The sequence below is a fragment of the Citrobacter sp. wls716 genome (assembly GCF_005280975.1).
Classification (GTDB): Bacteria; Pseudomonadota; Gammaproteobacteria; order Enterobacterales; family Enterobacteriaceae; genus Citrobacter; species Citrobacter youngae.
On the sequence record NZ_SZWX01000021.1, the window covers coordinates 510,392 to 532,629 of the forward strand.

Sequence of the window (22,238 nt, forward strand, 5' to 3'; positions counted from 1 at the left end):
GGCCGCGGTTTAGCTGTCAGTCAAAATGTTTCCCAATGCGTATCTTGTTCGGTGGCTAGCTGGCGCGGTTGTGACGCCGGAGTCGCTGTCGCAGGTAGTCGTGTATCTCGTGTCTTTGATGATGAAGGACGTGACGCGAGGCGGAATGTCGACACCGACTGGGTCAGGCGACTGGCCTGCTCCTCAAGTGCGGCAGCGGCAGCGGCCGACTCCTGCACCAGCGAGGCGTTCTGTTGCGTAACCCGGTCCATTTCAGACACGGCGAGCGCAACCTGATCTATCCCTCGACTTTGTTCATCGGATGCCGAGGCGATTTCCCCCATGATGTCAGTCACACGCGTGACCGCATTAACGATGTCATGCATGGTTTCCCCGGCGCTTTCTACCAATACAGAACCGGTATCAACCCGCGATACAGAATCCTCAATTAGCGCTTTAATCTCTTTTGCTGCCTGCGCACTGCGGCTCGCCAGGTTACGCACTTCACCGGCAACGACGGCAAAACCACGGCCTTGTTCACCGGCACGCGCAGCTTCTACCGCCGCATTCAGCGCAAGAATGTTTGTCTGGAATGCAATGCCATCAATAACGCTAATAATGTCGGCAATTTTCTTCGAACTATCGGCGATTTCGTGCATGGTATTCACCACGCTATCAACCACTTTGCCGCCATGTTGCGCGGTATCGGAGGCGCTTTTCGCCAGTTGCGAGGCCTGACGCGCATTGTCCGCATTTTGCTTCACGGTAGCCGTCAACTGTTCCATGCTGGCTGCTGTTTCTTCCAGCGCGGAAGCCTGTTGTTCAGTACGGGATGAAAGATCGGTGTTACCGCTGGCAATTTCACTGGTACCGGAATAAATCGCATCCGAACCTTCGCGCACCAGGGTTACCGTTTCGGTTAGCGAACGCTGCATATGATCGACCGTGCTGGCCAGCTCGCCAATTTCATTACGACCGCTGACAGCCAGAGTTGCGGTTAAGTTACCGCTGGCAATTTCACGGATATGCGCAATGACGCGAGACAAAGGGTTTAGCAAGGCATGACGAATGCCATACCACACCACCACCAGAATCAGTACCAGAACTACAGCCAGAATGCCGAGTTGCCATTGGGCAAAATGGTAATCGCTTGCACTTTGATCAAAGGCCTGGCGGTAGAGTTTCTCGCTAACATCTGCATATTTACCTAACGCTGCGCCGAGGGCATTTTGCATGCCCTGAGTTGGCTGTGCGAAATAGGCATCCATGTTGCCGTTTTCAAGGAACTGGATGAGCTCCACCAGGGCCGCATGGTACTGCTGATATTTTTCATCGACGTTACCACTGGCATCCGTCATATCAGGCAACGGCGTGATTTTTTTGAAATTAGCGTAATGCGCTTCGGCTTGCGCCAATGACGCTTTCGCATTCTTCAGCAGATCGTTTTTCGCGCTGCTTTGCTGGTTGGACGCATCCATCATCATGCGCGCAGAGGAACGACTCAAATTGATGCGTGTTTGCAGCATCAGATCCCATGTTGAGGTGAGTTCGCTTTGCTGCTGTCGAAGATCGTTAGAAATAACAAAACTTTGCTGATTCTGCTGCAATGAAGAAAACAACAGACCACCGGAAACAAGCTGTAGCAGTGCGAAAACCCCCAGCACCATCATCAGCATTGTGACAACGCGGATACGGTTAAACATAAGGCACCTTCCTGAAAACGAGTTATCAACATTATCGGCATTCACTGAGATAACTTTACGTTTGCAAAAAGGAAATCCATCAGGAAAGCAAGGCCCGGTGGGTGGAGGGAAAGCCGGAGGCACAGAAACCACAACCCATTTACATAAAAACATCATAATTATCATGCAAATAACATTTTCAACTCGCCTGATTTTGCCGCTATTTGTATTCTCCGCCCCTTTTTCGTGTGACTCCGATCACATAATCACTCGCCAAATACCACAACAAAATGGATAAAAAATTAAAAAAAGTTGTATCTGCTTACGCTTTAATCCAATTTATATGATGAATATTTCGTTACCACTTAATAAGTATAAAAAATGAGTAACAGAACAATAAATGTTAAATCCTTACTGAGGGCTTTTTAGTGGCAAATGCAAACAAACTCACGTTGTTTATTGTGATCTTCATGCTGGCGGGGATCCTGTCGGGTGCGGTGATCCACTCTTATGCCTCCCCCGGCGTCGTTACCGCCTGGGCCGATAATATTACGCTGCTCACCGACATCTTTTTGCGCCTGATTAAGATGGTAATTGCACCTTTAGTATTCAGTACCCTGACCGTGGGTATTATGCGCCTGGGCGAAACCTCAACCATCGGGCGCGTGGGCGGCAAAGCGATGATCTGGTTTATCAGCTCTTCTATTCTGTCTATTCTGGTCGGCCTGTTTGTGGTCTCCCTCGAACAACCCGGCAGCGGTCTGAACCTGGCGATCCCGCTGGAAGCCACTGATACCGGCCTGGCCGTTGGTGGTATGAGCCTGAAAGGTTTTCTGACGCATACCATTCCCACCAGCATCGCCGAAGCGATGGCGAATAATGAGATCCTGCAAATCGTCGTATTCTCGATGTTCTTCGGAATCGGTGGTGCTTCGCTCGGCGAAAAATTTAACGCACCGCTGGTTGCTGCGCTGGATGTGGTCTCCCACATTATGCTGAAGGTGACCGGCTACGTGATGTATGTTGCGCCGCTGGCTATTTTTGCCGCTATCTCTTCCGTTATCTCCACCCAGGGCCTGGGGATCCTGCTCAACTACGCATCGTTCATTGGTGGTTATTATGTGGCGATTTTGCTGACCTGTCTGGTCCTGCTGGCCGTGGGTTATATGATGCTGAAAAAAGAGGTATTCCGCCTGGTCAGTATGCTCAAAGACCCGGTTCTGGTTGCCTTCACCACCAGCAGCTCCGAAGCCGCTTATCCGAAAACGCTGGAGCAATTAACCAAATTTGGTTGCTCGCCCAATATCGTGTCATTTGTACTGCCTATCGGTTATTCGTTTAACCTGGTGGGTTCCATGGTCTACTGCTCGTTCGCCTCCATGTTTATCGCACAGGCTTATAACATCCACCTTTCCTTCGCGGAAATTACCGTGCTGATGCTGACATTGATGCTGGCGTCAAAAGGGATAGCCGGTGTGCCGCGTTCAGCGCTGGTGGTGCTGGCGGCAACCATCCCAAGCTTTAATATTCCGGTTGCCGGAATTCTGCTACTGATGGGTATTGACCACTTCCTGGATATGGGACGTTCAGCAATCAACGTATTAGGTAACGGGATTGCAACGGCGATGCTGGCACAGGATGAAGGTTTACTGGAAGAAAGCGAGTCTTCAGAAAACATCACAGAAGAGATTAAGGCTTAACTTTTTTAAGACAAGAGCGAGCTAAGTAAACAAGAGCAGCAAATCAACAAAGATTACCCCAGCCACAGGCTGGGGTATTTCAACAACACCTGGATGATAATTTACATCAATTACCAGCTGTAACGTACGAGCAAACTACCGCTGAGATCGCCATAGTCATTACGTCCTTTTTGACCCGCCACTTGTCCAGTGATACTCCACTGGCTATTCAGATTCGCCTGGATACCCACTTTCATCTCGGCGCGATCTGCCGGAAGATCCTGCTTCACCTCAGCACCATCAAATGCTACGCCAACATCATCGCTGGTGTGTAACCAGTTTACCTCCGCAAACGGCTGGATAACCGACGTCGTATTCTTGTGCAGCTTGCCATCTACCCGCAGTCCGAGGCGCGTGGTCCAGCTGTCACCGTTTTGTCCGTCAATACGCGTTCCATTCTGCACAACCGCGTCCGCTTTATATTGCTGCCATGTCACCTGAGCCTGTGGCGTCAGGCTGACAGTATTCAGGTTTTCAAGTCCGATGTCGTACCGATAGCCCGTTTCCAAGGAGGCCGCGCTGGCCGCCGAATCATAATCTGTTGACCCGACATCGCCGTTATCGACGCTGTTATTGTAGAGGCCGTACTGGTACCAGCTATCCACATACAGCCCGCTGTGATTCTTCGCATCCGCAAACCAGGTGGCATAAGCGCCGAGATTATAACCGGCTACGTTACCACTGGCAGAGAACCGGCTCCCATCAGCACCACGGTTGCCTGTACTGTCCGTGTCGGCGTTAATGTAACTCACCATCAGTCCCGCCTTCAGGCTCTGCTCGCCATTATCCCAGCTAAGCACATCACCACCGATTTGCAGTTGCGAGTAAGTGTTGTCAATATCCACATGACCGTCTGCCGCTGTTGACGACGCATCACCTGCTTTAAAGCGCATCCACATACTGCCATCATCGGTACGTAATTGACTCCCTTCGCGGTCGTAAAGGGTCTGCATTTGCAGATTACGCGCCATCCACTGGTTGCCCAGATAAGCGCCAATATCAGCCCGATATTGCGGATCTACCGGTTTACTATCACCACCATCGTCCGGGTATACCGGCGTAACATCACCGCCATCGTCCGGGTATACCGGCGTAACATCGTCGCCATCATCCGGGTCTACCGGTGTAACATCGTCGCCATCATCCGGATCTACCGGCGGGACAGCCTGCGAACGCAAATACCAGTCACCGCCGTCTTCATACAATCGGTATTCATACAAACCTGTCTGCACCTGATTACCCTGAGTAAAAACGCCATCAGACTGACCGCCGACATCAATCACTTCAATACCTTTTGTTGTTAACGCCCCTTCCCCCCCGATGTTATTGACATAGAGCGTCGTGCTACCGGATGTATCACCAGTGATAATCACTTTATCCGTCGGTGAATTGTCATCCCCTAACTGCGTGTTCAGATAAAGATGACTGTTATCGCCATGATAATTCCCATTAATCGTCAGCGTTTTAAATTGTCCGTTCTGTGAAGGAGTATCAAATACAATATCTCCGGCATTATTTAATTGAGTTAAAGAAGAATCACCGGTAATTGTCCATTGCGTCTGTTCAGCCAGTGAGAGATTCAGCGAGGAGTCTACCGTCGGATCGGTGTTAACAAACGTCGCCCCCACCAACCGCGAACCAGACGCCATATCCAGTGAAATACTGCCTTCACCCGCGCTAATGATATCGCCCGTAATATCCATTACACCTGAACCGGTCACGGTCCCGCCGGGTAAGAGATTTCCCGCACTGTCGGTAACAACAGGAACAAGAATAGCGACACCATCCTGGGTTTTAATGGTAGTGTCACCGGTCAGCGATATTGCCCCGCCCTGCTGAACCACCGCGCCATAACCATTTGCCCCACTCGCTGTCACATCAATGGTCAGGTTTTCACCATTAATTATTCCCGGACGGTTTAAATTATTACTTCCTATCGCCCAAAGCCCGTAAGGGTTATTTTGCCCGCTCATGAGAATATCGGTATTCGCGATATTAACCGTTGCGCCGTAGAACTGGGATGACACGCCGTAACCATCGATCGCGTAAATAACATTTCGATTGTCGGCATCCCCTTTAAAATCAAGAGTACTCCCGGAGGTCGCAGCGATACCGCTGGTCGCAGAGCCCGACATGGCAGAACTTCTGCCGTCAACAACGCTGCCTGCGCCAATCATCACATCGCCCCCCTGCGCAATGATGCCCACAGACTGAGCGGTATTGACGGTAAGCGCGTCCGCGTGGAATTCGCCCCCCGTCACCCAGAGGGTCGTCGCCCCTCCGGCTGCGCTTATGATGCTGTTTTGGCCTAAATCCATAAAACCTGTGCTCATTGATATTGCACTTACCTGCGTCCCAGTCACATCAATCGTCAGATTATCAGCAATAAATTCAGAACCTTTTGCCGCGGGGTTTATCGTTACTCCAGCCCCATCATAGAACCCGGTGATTGAGATGGTCGATCCGCTGCCCAAATCAATGCGTGATCCGGCCCCATTAATAGCGATGCCACGCGTGGTACACCCCCCTGTACGGCAATCCAGAGTCGTACTGATATTAATATCCATATTATTGGCGATTAACGTAGCATCGGGCCCCATAACGTAGATGCCTTCAGCAAGATCGGAGGCACCATTGATGGTTACTCTGCTGTTATCTCCCAAATCAACATGATTATTTTTACCCAGCTTTAAACCTGTCACAGAACCATAATCTGTTGCCAGTCCTGTTGCAGTGACAGTGAGTTGATCGGCATCTAATACGCCATCAGTACCTATCTCAATACCGGTTGCAATATTATTGCCCTCTACAACCACCTGGCTATTTTTACCTAAATCAATTTTAGCATTACCCGTACTTTGAATCCCCCACGCAGTGTTATCTATACTTGTAGCATGGATAAAACCATTATCCATGGTGAAAGTACCACTACCGCCTAATAAATAGACACCGCGGGCATCACCTATCCCACCAATACTATAATCAGTTTCAGTTATGGCTGTAATAGAACTTCCACTACCAAGATCGGCGTTACTGTCTTTGCCTATATTTTTAAATCCATAAACATTATTTTTACCCGAAACATCAATATTAATACCGGATGCTGTTACTTCTGTACCCGGGTTATTACCTGAAATCAAAATTCCGGTGGTATTTTTACTTGAATTTTGTGTGCCATCCGTATCGACGACATGGATTTCGGTATTCGTGCCTAAATCATTTTTGGTGCCATTATCCAGTGAAACCCCGGTAGACAAAGTTTCACCCGATACGTTGATAGTTGCTTTTCCTTTAATCTGTAAGCCATCACCGCCGGTAGTGATGCTCTCAACACCCGTGGTATTTGTTTGTCCACTCGCCGTAACGACTTCATTATCATTCAAAATAATTGATGCACCGTTTTGTGGGCCTAACCCGGTAGCATTGACAGCAGCACTGCATATTAATGTTGCCAGACCTGTTACCCTGATGCTATTACGCATTCCATTATTACCGCGGGAAAACTCACCAGCGACCACAAACATATTACGCGCCGTACTCCAGACTATATTATATATAGCATTCACATTTAGTTCCCTCTACGCCAATAGAAAAAATCAGGAGGCACAACTTCATTACATATTCATTAGCAATATAAATTATTCCAAAAGATAAATTATTTATATATTGCACTTGTAGATTGTATTATATGTACCCACAAACGACAGATACTATAAAGATTCGCCAGTTTTAATTAAAGAAAAAAATAAAAATAAACCAAGTGAATAAGATAAATATAAACATTCAAAATCAAAATAAAACAACCATTATTACCTGGCTTCCCTACACATAAAATTAAAAGCAAAACGCCCTCCATATTGTGGAGGGCGTTTAATAACTGCCAGCTAAATATTACAAAGAATGATAATATTGACTACTTTTATGCCATATGCGAAGCCGCGATATCCAATAGCGCCATCTCTTCGCTGTTCAGCAATTTCTCAATGTTAACCAGAATCAGCATCCGGTCTCCCAACGCGCCCAGTCCCGTCAGATATTCCGTTGACAGCGTAACCGCGAATTCCGGTGCCGGTCGGATTTGATCGGTCGTCAGCGACAGCACATCGGATACGCCATCCACGACAATCCCAACCACCCGTTGTCCCAGATTCAGCACAATCACCACGGTGTTCTCGTTGTAATCCACATCGCTCTGGCTGAATTTCACACGCAGATCAACAATCGGCACAATCACGCCGCGCAGGTTAGTCACACCTTTAATAAAGGCTGGCGTATTGGCAATACGCGTAACCTGATCGTAGCCGCGGATTTCCTGCACTTTCAGGATATCGATACCGTACTCTTCATCCCCCAGCGTAAACACGAGGAATTCCTGACCTGACGGTTCGCCGGCCAGTTTAGTTACATTACTCATACCGGTCATATTCTTCCCTTTCTTACTCAATCAGGCGGCTGTGATTGCCACACGTTGTTCGCGGTTTAACCCCTGCAATGCAGAGACATCGACAATCAGCGCGACGCTACCGTCGCCGAGGATCGTTGCTGCGGAAATGCCTGGCACTTTGCGGTAGTTGCTCTCCAGGTTTTTTACCACCACCTGGTGTTGACCAATTAGCTGATCGACCAGCAACGCGTAGCGACGCCCTGCACTTTGTAAAATCACTACAATACCCTGAGTTGCTTCGGTTTTTGCACCTTCAACTTCAAAGACTTTCCACAACTCAACCAGCGGTAAATACTCACCACGCACTTCCAGAACGCGCTCTCCGCCGGCCAGCGGATGGAGATCTTCTTCACGAGGTTGCAGAGATTCCATCACCGCATTCAGCGGCAGGATAAACACTTCATCGGCTACACGAACGGACATGCCATCAAGGATAGCGAGCGTCAGCGGCAGTAAGATACGGATGGTTGTGCCCTGACCCTGTTTTGACTGGATCTCAACATGACCGCCCATCTCCTGGATATTTCGCTTCACCACATCCATACCGACACCGCGCCCGGAAACATCCGTCACCTGCTCGGCGGTCGAGAATCCCGGGGCGAAGATCAGCATGCCGACTTCGTCATCGCTCATATTTTCGTGGATCGGCATCCCCTGGGAAATAGCCTTCGCCAGGATACGTTCGCGGTTCAGACCCGCGCCATCATCGGTCACTTCGATACAAATATTCCCGCCCTGGTGTTCGGCAGAAAGTGTCAGATTACCAATCGGGCTTTTCCCGGATTCGATGCGTTTTTCCGGCAATTCAATACCGTGATCGAGGCTGTTACGTACCAGGTGCGTCAATGGATCAATGATGCGTTCAATCAGGCTCTTATCGAGTTCGGTTGAGCTCCCCACCTGCGTCAGTTCGACCTGTTTACCCAGCTTACCGGCCAGATCGCGCACCAGACGTGGGAAACGGCTGAACACATACTCCATTGGCATCATACGAATCGACATCACCGACTCTTGTAAGTCGCGGGCGTTACGTTGTAACTGACCCATGCTGGTGATGAGATCGCCATGATTGACGGGATCCAGTTCATTAGAGCGCTGAGCCAGCATTGACTGTGTGATGACCAGTTCACCCACCAGGTTAATCAGCTGATCGACCTTCTCAACCGCCACGCGGATGCTGCTCGACTCGCTGGCGCGGGCTGGTTTCTCACGCTCTGCTCGTCCATGCGGCGCTTCGTTGGCGGTCGCTTTGGCCACCGGCGCAGGCGCAGCAATCGGTAGCGGCTGTGGTTCGACGACATCCGCGACAGCTGGCGTTTCTGCAACAGTCGGCGCGACAGTGATAGTTTCGAACTCAATCTGATCCGCTTCAATGACGAAGCAGAGCACAGCAATAATGTCATCTTCAGCGAGGCTACCGTCGATCGTTGCCGACAGCGTATCGGCACCTTTGACCACATCGCTTAAGGTCGCCAGATTCCCCAGTTCCTCTTCCAGTAAATCGACTTCACTGGCTTTCAGGCGCGAGAGAATGATCCGCTTTTTGATCTCTTCAGTGACAGGGGCGGCTTGTGCAACCACCTCGTCTGGTATCGCCGTGCTATCAACAACGCTCAGTTTGGCGCTATTGACCACCGCGGGCGCGGTTTCACCTTTTGCTTCGAGCGCTAACTGTCGTAACGCATTACAAATGTACTCAAAGCTGGCGGCATCCGGCTCCTCTGAGTTTTTATAGGCGTCGAGCTGTTCCTGCATAATATCTTTCGTTTCCAAAAACAGGTTGATAATGTCGGCATTGAGCTGCATCTCGCCACGCCGCGCTTCATCCAGCAGGTTTTCCATCAGATGGGTCGTTTCCTGCAAAATGGTAAAGCCGAAAGTGCCCGCCCCGCCTTTAATCGAGTGCGCTGCACGAAAAATGGCATTCAGCTGTTCGGAGTCCGGGGCTTCAGGCACCAAATCCAGCAGGTGTTGCTCCATGTCAGCCAACAGTTCGTCAGCTTCATCAAAAAATGTCTGATAAAAATCGCTAATATCCATGCTCACGCTATCACCTCGGATTGGCTGGTGGCGATGTGGGAACGCTTGCCGGCGGCATCGCCACTGGCTGTTGTAAGACACTTACCGGCTCATTCTGGCTTTCAGCGTTTTCATGCAAAATGGCCTCTTCGGCCTGCTTATTCAGAACCAGCAGGCTTATACGGCGGTTGATGGCGTCCTCGGGACCGCGATCGCTCAGACGCATCGTGGCGGCCATACCTACCACCCGTAATACTTTTCCATCATCCAGTCCGCCGCTGACCAACTCGCGACGCGATGCATTGGCGCGATCGGCAGACAGTTCCCAGTTGCTATATCCCTTCTCACCGTTGGCATAGGGATAATCATCCGTATGACCAGAAAGACTGATACGGTTTGGGATCCCATTCAGCACCGGCGCAATCGCCCGCAAAATATCACGCATGTAAGGTTCAACCTCTGCGCTTCCGGTTTTAAACATCGGGCGGTTCTGACTGTCGATAATCTGTATCCGCAGCCCTTCCTGGACCAAATCAATTTTCAGATGTGGGCGTAGTGCACGCAGCTTAGGATCGGATTCAATCAGTTGATCAAGATCGCCACGTAGCTTGCTCAAGCGACTTTGCTCCATGCGCTTTCTCAGATCATCAATGTTGGGCTGCTTATTCACTTCCCCCTGCTGCTGGGTGTAATCATCACCCCCACCAGGAATTGGACTTTGGCTATTCGAGATCCGATTTCCGCCCGTCACCGCAGTGGCCAGCGGAGTACGGAAATATTCGGCAATTTGAATCAGTTCTTTAGGGCTGGAGATGGAAATAAGCCACATCACCAGAAAGAAGGCCATCATCGCGGTCATAAAATCGGCGTAGGCAATTTTCCACGAACCATGCGCCCCACCACCGTGATTTTTATGTTTGCGTCGCTTTACGACGATAATGGGATGGGCCTGATTTTTCATGCGTCCTCGGTCGTCTGCTGCGCTGCTGGATTCCTCACCGCACGAACATGCTCTTCCAGTTCGATAAACGAAGGACGTTCGCTGGAATAGAGCGTCTTACGACCAAACTCGACCGCAATCGGTGGCGCGTAGCCATTCAGATTGGAGAGCAGAGTTATCTTCACACACTGCATCATCTTGGTGGTTTCAGCACTCTTCTGTCGCAAGACGCTGGCGAGTGGGGAAATAAATCCATAGGCCAGTAAAATACCGAGGAATGTCCCTACCATCGCATGCGCAATCAATGAACCCAGTTCAGCCGCCGGACGGTCAGCAGAAGCCAGAGCGTGAACAACCCCCATAACGGCTGCCACGATCCCGAACGCCGGTAATGAGTCACCGACCATCGCCAGGCTATTGGCCGGGACTTCAGCTTCACTTTCGTGAGTCTCAATTTCTTCGTCCATCAACGCTTCAATTTCAAACGTGTTCATGTTGCCGCTGATAATCAGACGCAGATAATCAACAATAAAATCAAGCATCACCGCATCCGCAAGAATGCGTGGATAGCTGGCGAAGATTTCACTCTCTTTGGGGTTTTCGATATCGCGCTCAAGCGAAAACATGCCCTGCTGACGTGACTTGGCCATCAGGCGATACAGTAGCGCCAGCAGATCCATATACATCGCTTTGGTGTATTTTGAACGACGGAAAAGCATCGGGATCGCTTTCATCGTCCCCTTGATGGCTTTTCCGTTGTTGCCAACGATGAATGCCCCGATACCTGCGCCACCGATGATCACCAGCTCAGCCGGTTGATAGAGTGCCCCAAGGTGTCCGCCGGTCATCATGTAACCGCCGAAAACTGTACCAATAACAACCAGGTAACCTAATAAGATAAGCACGACATCATCCTTTCGCAATTGACTATGACAGGATGCGCAGTCGGGCAGTTAACTCATGGTCAGGACAAAAAAAAGCAGCGGTAATCGCTTACCGCTGCTGGAGTGTTTATCCACACCGTTTCAGTTAAACAGCCTGTTCGATCTGTTCATCCAGCAGTTGTGGAATAATATCGGCAGCATTCTGGGAAAGTTTACGTCTTTTTACGGCTCGCGATGGCGGCTGACATAAACTGCAGGCAAAGCTACCTGCGGGTTGGTGCGCGTGGGTAATAAAATTTCCGCCGCAGCAGTTACAGGCGGACAATTCAAGCAAACCACTGTCAACAAAACGGACAAGGGTCCACGCACGAGTAAGCGCCAACAACGGCCCTTCTTCTGGTTGCGGGCACTGCTCAAGATATAACCGATACGCTTTAATCACGGCATCCACGCCGCTGCACAAACCGGTTTTAAGCAGAAATTGCCATGCATTACAAAACATCGATGCATGAATATTTTGTTCCCACGTCATAAACCAGTCGGTGGAAAACGGAAGCATCCCTTTTGGCGGAGGACTACCGCGTAATTCTTTGTACAGCTTGATGAGTCGGCCACGGCTTAATTGCGTTTCGCTTTCCAGCATTTGCAAACGGGCGCCCAATGTGATTAATTCCATCGCTAACTGGATATCACGCGCTTCCTGAACAATGCTTTTTTCGCTCATCATCAAGCCCTTTTCTTACGCGCTGCGTCATCGATGTCGTTAAGCAGGCGTGTTGAAAGCATAATACCGGTATGAATTTGCTGAAGATCGTCAACGCGGGAATCTTGCGTCAAACGCGTTACAGTCTGATGATCGTCGAAACGGAAATGGCATACCAGTTGATTGGTTTCAGCCAATTTGACCATTTGAGGAAGTGTTAATGTTGCCAATGTATCTGCCATCTCCTCGCTGATACCCAAGCGGAACATTGCAGACGCTTTGTCCTGAACGATCAAACGCTGTGCTAGCAATAAATACGACAAATTGATGTCATAAATGTGTTTCAGCAACTCGGATGTATGCATTATTTGCATCCATAATAACCAACATTATTTTCATGCGGCAGAACCGCACCCCGTGATGTCGCCGGGAAGGCCCGGTAAAAAAAAAGCAAAAGGTCAAATACATAGCAACGTGATGGCGCTTACGCGTTGTCTAAACATTCCTTTCGTAGAATGCCGCGTCCCTTACAAGCTCACATCATTTCTTACAAATGTCTAAGATTTTTCCTAATTCGACGCAACTCTACCCGCCACCCGTTACACATACAACGTAGCCATGCTGCGAATTTAAAGAATATGTGACGCAGATCACATAATCAAGCTAAACACTTAACATAAATCCATCAGCACAGCTTTTATTTTGGCTATTTTTTAAACCACCATTATCTTTTTCGATTCCAGCCATACGAATAATCTTGCAATAAAAGCGAATAGTATTCTGTTTACGAACGTTAATATCACGCGCAGAAATAGCGAGCTGGATCACAGATTTAATATGAAATGACATTTCAGTTAAACTCTTTATAAACAAAGACTTAAATATTAAGACTGATTAATTAATACCGGGCTGTGATAACCGTTTAAATGTTAATTGATGTATACTTTTTATTAACAAATTGTTTTTATTAGAGATGAGTTTAACTTAAATCATCAGAACAGATTTGCAGCTTATATGAAGTGATTATTCTATTTATAAGAATAATTAATGAATAATCATGATGACATTCACACAATTACCGTACGAAACGTAGCAGTATGGCGTTATACGATCAAAACTGAAAAGTTCTCTCATAATTCATGAACAAAAGGAGCGAGTTATGAGCTATGCGCACATTCTTGTCGCTGTTGCCGCCACCCCCGAAAGCCACCAACTGTTAGCAAAGGCTGTTTCAATCGCTCGCCCTGTCAACGCCCGCATTAGTCTGATAACCCTGGTTTCAGACCCCGAACTGTATAACCAGTTTGCTGCTCCAATGCTGGAAGATCTGCGGGAAGTCATGCAAGAAGAGACCCATAATTTTATCGATCAGTTAAGCAAAGAGGCGCAGTACCCCATTGAGCACACGTTTATTACCTATGGGACATTGAACGAACACATTCTGGATGTATGCCGCAAACACGCGGTTGATCTGGTGATTTATGGCAACCATAACCACAGTTTCTTTTCGCGAGCCTCCTGCTCAGCGAAAAGCGTGGTCAGCGCAAGCCAGGTTGATGTGTTGCTGGTACCGCTTGCCGGCGATTAATCACGCCTGTTTGCTGCAGGCTGTCTGCGGGTCAGGCGACAGGTTTTCCATATGACGCGATGCGACGTTCTTCAGATCGCAAATAAATCGTGCTTGCCAGTTGTTGATATCATTTTTAACGATGGTCTGCAGCATTGCCGCATGACGGGAAATGCGCTCGGCAAGCGACATCGTCAGAGCCTGGTTTAATGCGCCTGCAACATCATCCCGATCATAAGGGTTTACAATGAGTGCAGAAGTCAACTCATTCGCAGCCCCGGCAAACTGCGAGAGCACCAGGACGCCGGGGTTGGCAGGGTCCTGTGCGGCGACATACTCCTTTGCCACCAGATTCATGCCATCGCGTAGTGGCGTCACCAGTCCAACATCTGAGTAACGGAAGACCTTCATCAGTAATTTACGGTCAAAATACTGATTCAGGTAGTACAGCGGCGTCCAGCCCAGTTGCCCGTATTTACCATTGATCCGCCCGGCCTCGGTCTCTAACTGGTGACGAATATCCTGATAAGCCTGTACCTCCTCACGCGAGGTCGGTGCTATCTGCGTATAACGAATCTTACCGTGATGCTGGGGAAACTGTTCCAACAGCGCCTCATAGGCCTGAAAGCGCTCCGGCAGGCCTTTGGAGTAATCCAGCCGCTCAACAGAGAAGATATTTTTCACATTTTTAAGTTCTGCTTTTAACTGCGCCAGTTTCGGCGGTAGCGATCCTGATGCTTGCCGTGCAATCTCCTCAGGTGCAATACCAATAGGATAAACTTCCGTGCGGAACGCTTTCCCCCAGGCCAGATGCTGTTTCTCGCGGAGCGTAGTTACCTGAGTTTGCGCCGTCAGACAGTCAAGAAAGGCCTGGCGATCGTTGTCGGTTTGAAAGCCCAATAAATCAAAGTCGCACAGTTGCTCAAGCAACGCCTGATGTGGCGGCAACGCATTGAAAATTTCGGGTGTCGGAAAAGGAATATGCAGAAAAAAACCGATGCGATTATTCACACCACGTTTGCGTAGCTCGCAGGCAAAGGGTAACAAGTGATAATCGTGGACCCAGATGATATCGTCATCGCTAAGCAGTGGCAGCAGCTTATCAACCAGTAAGGCATTAACCCGCTGGTAGCCTTCCCAGGCACTACGCTGAAACTGTACCAGGTCCAGTCGATAATGGAACGCGGGCCATAACACGGCATTCGAAAACTGGCAGTAATACTCCTCGTAATCCTGTTCACTCAGATTAAACGATGCCCAGGTGATGTTGCCACGGGTCACCTTTTTTAACGGTTGTTCCTCATTGCCTGTATCACCGCTCCAGCCGAACCACAGGCCGCCAGCCGCCTTCAGTGCGCCCAGCACACCTACAGCAAGACCGCCAGCACTGCCTTTGTCATCCGGGGAGGCGATGCGGTTAGATACTACGACTAAACGACTCATAGCCACCTCTCCTGTCATTCGTTGCTTCTTGTTCCTGCTGCGGACAGTTGATTTGTTCCAGCCAATGCCAGACGTTCCTGACAGCAGCCAGACGCCATGTCGCCTGAGTCTCCCCGCTACCCACTTTTACCGAGATACCGCCGGCGCGATTGACCACGACAAAACCTGTTTCATCGGTCAGATCATCACCAACAAAAACAGGGGTCCGTCCGACAAACGGCGCTTCCTGCATAAATGCCGCAATTGCATCTCCTTTATTGGTGTCCTGTGATTTGATTTCCACAACACACTTCCCGGGCTGCAATGCCAATTGCGGCCAGATATGGGTAATACGTTCAGCCAACGCCAGCAGCGCGGCCTCATGCTCAGGCGCCTGCCGGTAATGCAGAGCGAAAGCCATGCCTTTAGTTTCAAGCGTCGTCCCCGGTAACGTCGCCAGCGCCGCATGCAATAACGCCCCCGCTTCGCGCTCGACCACCGCAGGCAGACGCACAATATGGGTTTGACCATTGATGTCACGGCGTTCTGCCCCATGCACCCCGGCGAGCGGGAAACGATAAGGGGTGGTGAGTGCGTCAAGCTCTGCCATTGAGCGCCCTGAAATCAATGCCAGAGCACCCGCATTTTGCGTGGCCAGGCGATGTAATAACTGCAGAATTGCCTGTGGAACAACGACCTGGTCAGGATGCGGTTTGATTTCAGCCAGTGTTCCATCGAGATCGAAAAAATAAGCACAGTTTGTGGGATGCTCAGGGGGTAAGGTTAGCGATGCTGTCACCCGATTCTCCTCCTCGTCATGGTCTGTACGCCGCGCGGATCGCGCCGTATATAGGATGTATGACGGGTATAAGTATAGACAGTGTGACCGTGCTCGCCATTTAGAAAAACAATCGCCAGCCGGGTAGCGGCTGGCGATTGGCGGAAGCTAGACTAAAAAGTTGGGATTTAAATCATCAAACAGTACGCTTAGCTTTTTGTTTGTAGCGGTCGAAGATCACCGCCGCCAGCAGGATCAAACCTCGTACCACATACTGTGCGAATGGAGAGATATTCAGCAGGTTCATCGCGTTCTCGACCGTCCCCAGAATCAACACCCCTGCGACGACATATGAGATTTTTCCGATACCGCCTTTGAGCGAAACGCCCCCTAACACACAGGCAGAAATTACGATCAGCTCATAGCCGATAGAGGTCATTGGCTGGCCGCTGGTCATACGTGATGCCAGGATAATCCCCGCCACGGCGGATACCAGACCGGAGAGAATAAAGATAATAATCTTAGTGCGAACGACCGGCACCCCAGCCAGACGAGCCGCTTCCTCATTGCCCCCAATCGCCAGCGTATTACGACCAAACGTGGTTTTATTCAACAGCAGGCCAAAAATAATAAAACAGCCCACGGTTAACCAGATCGGTGCCGGCAGTCCTAACCAGTTGGCATAGCCAAGCGTAAAGAAGCGCTCGTCTTCGATTCCCACAGCTTTACCGTCGGAGATAATGTAGGCCAGACCACGAACAATTTGCATGGTGGCGAGCGTCGTGATCAACGCGTTAATTTTTAAGCGTGCAATCACGAAACCATTCACCAGACCGCACAGAACGCCGAGCAACAACCCTGCCGCCACGCCAATCCACAGGCTTTCGGTCATATTAATGACCACTGCCGTCGTCACCCCTGCGCAGGCAATAACGGACGCTACCGAGAGGTCAAAATCGCCGGATGCCAGGCAAAATAACATCCCGCACGCAACCATACCCGACATAGATACCGCCAGTCCCAACCCCTTCATGTTGATGAACGTCGCAAAGTTTGGCACAAAAATAGCGCAAACCAGGAACAACACGGCAAACACCACCAGCATCCCGTACTGATCCCAAATTCGGCCAAGATTTAGCGCCGACTTCGCAGCGCCTGAACCCGATGTAGAAACGGAAGACATCATATTCTCCTTATTCAGGCGACTGCCTGGCTGACTTTAGGCATAGCAAGGCTCAACGCCTGGCGTTCATCCGCCTGTTCATGAAGTAATTCACCTGCGATCTCACCTTCTCTCATCACCACAATGCGGTCGGCGACACCAAGAACTTCCGGCAGGTCACTGGAGGCAAACAGCACGGCAACACCGCGCGCAGCCAGGGCATAAATCACGTTATAAATTTCATGTTTCGCTCCAACATCAATGCCGCGGGTGGGCTCATCCAGCAAAATCACTTTCATCTCTTCCGATAACCAACGCCCCAGAATGGCCTTTTGCTGATTACCGCCAGAGAGGTTCATGATCAGTTGCTCTGCACCCGGCGTTTTAATGTTGAGTGAACGGATATGATGGTCAGCATTGGTCTCTTCCCAGCCGTTGTTGATCAGACATCCCCCCGTAACATGTTTACGGCGCGCGCTAATGTTGATGTTGTTGCGTACCGAATGAACCGGGATGATCCCTTCGGCTTTGCGATCCTCCGGACACAGCATCATGCCTGCTTCAATAGCGTGACTGGGTTTGCGGATGTCTATCGCTTGTTCGTCAATAAACACCTGGCCTTGTGTGATACGCGTCCCGCCAAACAGACCTTTCATTAATTCGCTACGTCCGGCACCAACCAGGCCGAACAGTCCGACGATTTCGCCGCTACGCACCGATAAGCTGATCGGAGTGCGCACGCCTGGCGCTTTTACCTCATGCAGACGCAGACGCTCCGCGCCATAAGGTCTGGCTTTCCAGCCATAGATGTCCCCAAGATCACGCCCCACCATCGCCTGTACCAGTGCGTCGTGATCAACCTGCTGCATATCCGTAAACGTTTTGACGTACTGGCCATCCTTAAACACCGTTATGGCATCGCTGAGGGCGAAAATCTCCTCCATGCGGTGCGAAACGTACAGAATGATGCGGCCCTCATTGCGTAGCTCACGAATTACGCGAAACAGATTGTCAATCTCCCTGGCGGAAAGAGAGCTGGTGGGTTCATCAAAAGCGATAATCTTGGCATTACGCGCCAGCGCCTTAGCAATCTCCACCATTTGCCACTGACCGATGGAGAGATACTTCAACGGAATATCAGGATCGATATCCATTCCCAGATGCTTTAACTGCAGCCCCGCCTCGTAGTTCAACAACGAGCGGTTCACAATCCCACCCTTATGCGGAAGCTGGCCTAAGTAGATGTTCTCGGCGACGGTCATTTCCGGCACCAGATGCAATTCCTGGTAAATAATGGCGACACCGGCATTCAGCGCAGTGGTTGTGTCCGCAAACGAAACCTCCTGTCCGCGGATCGCTATAGATCCCGTGGTTGGCGCGTAGTTACCGCTGAGAATTTTTAATAATGTTGATTTCCCGGCACCATTTTCACCCATCAGTGCATGCACCTGACCGGCATAGCAGTCGAAACTAATATCCGTCAGCGCTTTTACGCCAGGGAAGGTTTTGCCGATGCCGTGAAATGAGAGATACGGGGTAGACTGTTGCATAACGTCTCCGTGGATCTAAACGGTTGCCTGATGGCGGCGTAGCCTTATCCGGCCTACGAAGGGCGTTATTTGTAGACCGGATAAGATCGTTTTACGGCAGTTGAGTTATTTGCCGCCTAAGCCTTTTTTCGCCAGTTCTTCTTTGAAGTTGTCGCGAGTAATCAACACCACATCGGTAACTTCAGTAAACACTGGCGGTTCTGCGCCTTTGGTGACCCAGTTGTAGAGCATTTCACTGGATTTATAACCGTGAACGTCCGGGCTAGGCAGCAGTGAACCGTAGAATCCGGTGGCTTCCGCTTTGGAGAGTTCGCTAATTGCATCAACACCGTTAATACCGATACCAATCACGTTTGCAGCTTTAAACCCCTGCCCTTCGGTAGCACGCACGCCACCCAGCACAGTGTTGTCGTTCATACCGACAATCAGCCAGTGTTTAACTTCAGGATGCTGCACCAGCATGGAGTTTGCGGCGTCGAATGCGCCCGGGATATCATTCGATTTGGTTGGGACCTGGTAGATCTGTTTTTCCGGGAAGCCTGCAGCTTTAAGCGCTTCCATCGAACCCGATGTACGACGGCGCGCGGTATCCAGTTCGTTTGCGGTAATCGCCATTACAGCGGAAGATTTCACATCCCAGCCACGTTTCTGCATTTCTTTGTACAGTTCCTGGCCCTGGCGTTCACCAATTTTGGTTGCTGCCATCATCACCAATGGCACAGTATCCATCGGCTTACCTTTCGCATTGGCGAACTGATCGTCAACCGCGATGACTTTCATGTCATAGCCACGCGCCTTTGCCATAATAGCAGGCCCAAGTTTTGGGTCCGGCGTACAAATTACAAATCCTTTTGCCCCGCTTGCCGCCAGGCTGTCGATAGCATTCAGGGTTTTCTCGCCGTCTGGAACGGCAATTTTAATCACCTCAAACCCAAGGTCTTTACCGGCTTTATCAGCAAACTTCCACTCTGTCTGGAACCAGGGCTCTTCCGGTTGTTTGACCAGGAAACCGAGCTTCATGGATTCAGCGATAGCGGATTGTGACATAATGGCAGCCAGACCAATGGCCGCCAGCGCTTTAGTGAATTTGTGCATGGTTAACTCCAGCTTTAACGTTCTTTTATGTAGGGTAAAATCAAACGATTTTTTGTAATCCGGACGTAAAACAAGGCATTACCTTTTATTGATAAGATCAATGCCAGTGCTGAGAGTATTTTTAGCGGGAAATTGATTCTCCATAAGAGAGCGGCATCACACCCTGGAATTACAGTAGTTGCGTACATAAATTCAGCGGGAAATGACATAAAAAAACTCAATTTTCAGAATAGGGAAAATGAGAAATAGCAGATTAATCCATAACATCAGCCAGTGAATCCTTGTTCCCGAATATCGAAACATCCGGGAGTCCAATGATTACCAGGGGTAATAAATATGGTCAGCGTGATCGCGAACAGGGATATCGTCTTCTAACAGACGCGCAGAAAGCGTAAACGCAAAATCAAAAATATGGCCCAGCCCTTTGCCACTGATAAGATTGCCATCTTCAACAACAGGCGCATCGACATACTCGCCGTCGGTGATGGTTTGCCACAGCTCACCTGAACACACGTAGCGCCGTCCTTTCAGCAACCCATTACCCGCCAGCACCCGCGCGGCTGCCGAACAAACCGGGCAAATCAGTTTTCCTGCATCGTCATGACGAGCGACAAACTGGACGACTGCAGCGCTGGCGGCAAGATTTACGCTACCCTGTGGTCCCCCTGGCAACACGATCGCGTCGTAGAAGGCATCCCGACGGGCCTCCAGCGTACTGTCGGTCACCATCGGCACGTCATGATAGCTCACCACCGCACGAGACTCAGCGCAGGCCAGCGTCTCAACCTCAATTTGCAGGCGACGTAGAATATCAATAGTAACAATAGCTTCAGCCTCTTCAAAACCGGGTGCCAGCAACACCGCCACCTTCTTCATATACAACTCCTCGATTTATCCACCGATATCCAACAACAAATGCCGAATAATTCATTCCGTTAAATTTATTAAAACTGATCTGGCGCAAGAAATTAGGTTGCAGATAATTTCCAGACACATCACTTCACCGGGAAGTTCACATCAAAACCAGCGGTGATAATCACCAGACGTCATAGAATACCGCGGCCTGAAATTTAATTTTGAGACTTGAAACAGCATTTCACTTTCTTTATTTTACATAAATACATTATAAATCAGATAATTATATTCATATTTCTTATATACACAAACGGCATGGCTAAGCATATTGTTATGCCAATATGTAAAAAAACATAAATAGGTGGTTTTAAGGATTTTCTTGATACCAGGCACGCGCTATGCTGATTCACGATCGGAAGCGGATATAATTCGCGATCATCTAAAGGACCGGCGGAACGGATTTATTCTGCTAACAGTATTACTCGTACGTAGATGTGAAGTGCAACGGCAGCCCGTTGTACTGGCGTTGGTGACGTACTTCTCTTTTCTGGAAATAAGGATATTGATATGGCTGCAGTTGGAATTGTGCACAAACTCAACACGCAAATGAACCTTGAGTTTTACGCATCGAATCTCTACCTTCACCTCAGTGAATGGTGCTACGAACACAGCCTGACAGGCACCGCGACGTTTCTGCGCACTCAGGCGCAGGGTAACGTGACGCAAATGATGCGTATGTTTAATTTTATGAAAAACGCAGGGGCTAACCCCATCGTCAAAGCCATCGATGTTCCCGGTGATGACCTAACGTCCCTTGAAGAGCTGTTTCAGAAAACGCTGGAAGATTATCAGCAGCGTTCTCGTACGCTGTCACGTCTGACGGATGAAGCAGAAGCGTTGAACGACGCACCAACCGTTGATTTTCTTCATGATCTGGAAAAAGAACAGCAGCAGGATGGCGTGCTGCTACAAACGATTCTTGATGAAGTTCGTAGCGCTAAACGTGCTGGGCTGTGTATGGCGCAAACGGATAAGCATTTGCTAAACGTCGTAAACTACCAACATCACTGAAGTCCGATCGCGACAAATCTGCGCCTCCCGTTCTGAGAGGCGTAAAAAAACCTTTCTAAAACCTGAAACAACGGTTTATTTTAGTGAGACTCATTCTGCGGAGTGAATTTCAGCTCGATCAACGCAACCGCTTTTTGAATTGCGCGCATCGTAACGGGATCAGCGCCCGCGGGATGACTGGAAAAGTCGATGCTTTTCAGTTGACTGGACATTTTTTCCCGAACTTCTACCGGGGCAATAACATCAATAACATCCAGAATTTGCTTGATAACCAACTGGCAGGCAACAACGTCCGAGAGCAGTTCCTGATCGGCATTCAGTGTTTGGGACATAGTGAGCTCCTTATAG

The 22,238-nt window shown here is 49.6% G+C and carries 18 protein-coding genes; 3 read left to right on the forward strand and 15 right to left on the reverse strand.

Going from position 1 to position 22,238, the window contains the following annotated elements:
• Nucleotides 1-20: 20 nt before the first annotated feature.
• Entirely contained in the window at nt 21-1,682 is a 1,662-nt protein-coding gene (gene tar / locus FDX24_RS05150) for a methyl-accepting chemotaxis protein II (RefSeq protein ID WP_061068087.1), read from the reverse strand.
• A 407-nt stretch (nt 1,683-2,089) separates the two neighbouring features.
• Between tar and FDX24_RS05155 the strand changes: the two genes are divergently transcribed.
• Nucleotides 2,090-3,361, forward strand: a complete 1,272-nt coding sequence (locus FDX24_RS05155) for a dicarboxylate/amino acid:cation symporter (RefSeq protein ID WP_048211351.1) — start codon at nt 2,090-2,092, stop codon at nt 3,359-3,361.
• A gap of 110 nt (nt 3,362-3,471) precedes the next feature.
• Here FDX24_RS05155 and FDX24_RS05160 read toward each other — a convergent pair whose 3' ends face one another.
• The 7 genes from FDX24_RS05160 to flhD all read right to left on the reverse strand — a co-directional run bounded on the left by FDX24_RS05160 (nt 3,472) and on the right by flhD (nt 12,755).
• Nucleotides 3,472-6,966, reverse strand: a complete 3,495-nt coding sequence (locus FDX24_RS05160) for an autotransporter outer membrane beta-barrel domain-containing protein (protein WP_137363919.1) — start codon at nt 6,964-6,966, stop codon at nt 3,472-3,474.
• Between the two features lie 353 nt (nt 6,967-7,319).
• Nucleotides 7,320-7,823 carry a chemotaxis protein CheW gene (gene cheW, locus FDX24_RS05165; RefSeq protein ID WP_003839146.1) on the reverse strand — a complete coding sequence of 168 codons (504 nt, stop codon included), beginning with the start codon at nt 7,821-7,823 and terminating at the stop codon, nt 7,320-7,322.
• Nucleotides 7,824-7,844: 21 nt separating this feature from the next.
• On the reverse strand, nt 7,845-9,890 hold the full coding sequence (gene cheA / locus FDX24_RS05170; protein ID WP_137363920.1) for a chemotaxis protein CheA: 2,046 nt from the start codon (nt 9,888-9,890) through the stop codon (nt 7,845-7,847).
• Between the two features lie 4 nt (nt 9,891-9,894).
• On the reverse strand, nt 9,895-10,824 hold the full coding sequence (gene motB / locus FDX24_RS05175; RefSeq protein WP_061068090.1) for a flagellar motor protein MotB: 930 nt from the start codon (nt 10,822-10,824) through the stop codon (nt 9,895-9,897).
• On the reverse strand, nt 10,821-11,708 hold the full coding sequence (gene motA, locus FDX24_RS05180) for a flagellar motor stator protein MotA (RefSeq protein ID WP_032939611.1): 888 nt from the start codon (nt 11,706-11,708) through the stop codon (nt 10,821-10,823). Before motA ends, motB begins: the two co-directional genes overlap by 4 nt.
• A 124-nt stretch (nt 11,709-11,832) precedes the next feature.
• Complete coding sequence (flhC, locus tag FDX24_RS05185) at nt 11,833-12,411, reverse strand: flagellar transcriptional regulator FlhC (RefSeq protein ID WP_005127694.1); 579 nt, start codon at nt 12,409-12,411, stop codon at nt 11,833-11,835.
• A gap of 2 nt (nt 12,412-12,413) precedes the next feature.
• Nucleotides 12,414-12,755, reverse strand: a complete 342-nt coding sequence (flhD, locus tag FDX24_RS05190) for a flagellar transcriptional regulator FlhD (RefSeq protein ID WP_040232414.1) — start codon at nt 12,753-12,755, stop codon at nt 12,414-12,416.
• A gap of 794 nt (nt 12,756-13,549) precedes the next feature.
• Between flhD and uspC the strand changes: the two genes are divergently transcribed.
• Nucleotides 13,550-13,978 (forward strand): universal stress protein UspC, encoded by a 429-nt coding sequence (gene uspC / locus FDX24_RS05200; protein WP_048211346.1) that lies wholly within the window; start codon nt 13,550-13,552, stop codon nt 13,976-13,978.
• Here the strand turns inward: uspC and otsA are convergent, their stop codons facing one another.
• From otsA to FDX24_RS05230, 6 genes are all read right to left on the reverse strand, one after another.
• Entirely contained in the window at nt 13,979-15,400 is a 1,422-nt protein-coding gene (gene otsA, locus FDX24_RS05205) for an alpha,alpha-trehalose-phosphate synthase (protein WP_101742210.1), read from the reverse strand.
• Nucleotides 15,375-16,178: a trehalose-phosphatase gene (gene otsB / locus FDX24_RS05210; RefSeq protein ID WP_115643240.1), complete on the reverse strand. Its 804-nt coding sequence runs from the start codon at nt 16,176-16,178 to the stop codon at nt 15,375-15,377. Before otsB ends, otsA begins: the two co-directional genes overlap by 26 nt.
• A gap of 175 nt (nt 16,179-16,353) precedes the next feature.
• A complete protein-coding gene (araH, locus tag FDX24_RS05215) occupies nt 16,354-17,340 on the reverse strand; it encodes an arabinose ABC transporter permease AraH (protein WP_048211343.1) in 987 nt (328 codons plus the stop codon).
• 14 nt (nt 17,341-17,354) lie between these two features.
• Entirely contained in the window at nt 17,355-18,869 is a 1,515-nt protein-coding gene (araG, locus tag FDX24_RS05220) for an L-arabinose ABC transporter ATP-binding protein AraG (RefSeq protein ID WP_115643238.1), read from the reverse strand.
• Nucleotides 18,870-18,974: 105 nt separating this feature from the next.
• Entirely contained in the window at nt 18,975-19,964 is a 990-nt protein-coding gene (locus FDX24_RS05225) for an arabinose ABC transporter substrate-binding protein (RefSeq protein ID WP_005127705.1), read from the reverse strand.
• 318 nt (nt 19,965-20,282) lie between these two features.
• Complete coding sequence (locus tag FDX24_RS05230; RefSeq protein WP_048211341.1) at nt 20,283-20,840, reverse strand: DJ-1/PfpI family protein; 558 nt, start codon at nt 20,838-20,840, stop codon at nt 20,283-20,285.
• Between the two features lie 546 nt (nt 20,841-21,386).
• Here FDX24_RS05230 and FDX24_RS05235 point away from each other — a divergent pair.
• Nucleotides 21,387-21,890: a non-heme ferritin-like protein gene (locus FDX24_RS05235; RefSeq protein WP_048211340.1), complete on the forward strand. Its 504-nt coding sequence runs from the start codon at nt 21,387-21,389 to the stop codon at nt 21,888-21,890.
• Nucleotides 21,891-21,970: 80 nt separating this feature from the next.
• Here the strand turns inward: FDX24_RS05235 and FDX24_RS05240 are convergent, their stop codons facing one another.
• A complete protein-coding gene (locus tag FDX24_RS05240; protein WP_005127709.1) occupies nt 21,971-22,222 on the reverse strand; it encodes a DUF2766 family protein in 252 nt (83 codons plus the stop codon).
• Nucleotides 22,223-22,238 lie beyond the last annotated feature (16 nt).

What these genes read in the sequence shown, in the direction of transcription:
- tar (WP_061068087.1), bottom strand. Translation starts at nt 1,682, where the DNA reads ATGTTTAACCGTATCCGCGTTGTCACAATGCTGATGATGGTGCTGGGG.
- cheW (WP_003839146.1), bottom strand. Translation starts at nt 7,823, where the DNA reads ATGACCGGTATGAGTAATGTAACTAAACTGGCCGGCGAACCGTCAGGT.
- motB (WP_061068090.1), bottom strand. Translation starts at nt 10,824, where the DNA reads ATGAAAAATCAGGCCCATCCCATTATCGTCGTAAAGCGACGCAAACAT.
- flhC (WP_005127694.1), bottom strand. Translation starts at nt 12,411, where the DNA reads ATGAGCGAAAAAAGCATTGTTCAGGAAGCGCGTGATATCCAGTTAGCG.
- flhD (WP_040232414.1), bottom strand. Translation starts at nt 12,755, where the DNA reads ATGCATACATCCGAGTTGCTGAAACACATTTATGACATCAATTTGTCG.
- uspC (WP_048211346.1), top strand. Translation starts at nt 13,550, where the DNA reads ATGAGCTATGCGCACATTCTTGTCGCTGTTGCCGCCACCCCCGAAAGC.
- otsA (WP_101742210.1), bottom strand. Translation starts at nt 15,400, where the DNA reads ATGAGTCGTTTAGTCGTAGTATCTAACCGCATCGCCTCCCCGGATGAC.
- araH (WP_048211343.1), bottom strand. Translation starts at nt 17,340, where the DNA reads ATGTCTTCCGTTTCTACATCGGGTTCAGGCGCTGCGAAGTCGGCGCTA.
- araG (WP_115643238.1), bottom strand. Translation starts at nt 18,869, where the DNA reads ATGCAACAGTCTACCCCGTATCTCTCATTTCACGGCATCGGCAAAACC.
- FDX24_RS05225 (WP_005127705.1), bottom strand. Translation starts at nt 19,964, where the DNA reads ATGCACAAATTCACTAAAGCGCTGGCGGCCATTGGTCTGGCTGCCATT.
- FDX24_RS05230 (WP_048211341.1), bottom strand. Translation starts at nt 20,840, where the DNA reads ATGAAGAAGGTGGCGGTGTTGCTGGCACCCGGTTTTGAAGAGGCTGAA.
- FDX24_RS05235 (WP_048211340.1), top strand. Translation starts at nt 21,387, where the DNA reads ATGGCTGCAGTTGGAATTGTGCACAAACTCAACACGCAAATGAACCTT.
- FDX24_RS05240 (WP_005127709.1), bottom strand. Translation starts at nt 22,222, where the DNA reads ATGTCCCAAACACTGAATGCCGATCAGGAACTGCTCTCGGACGTTGTT.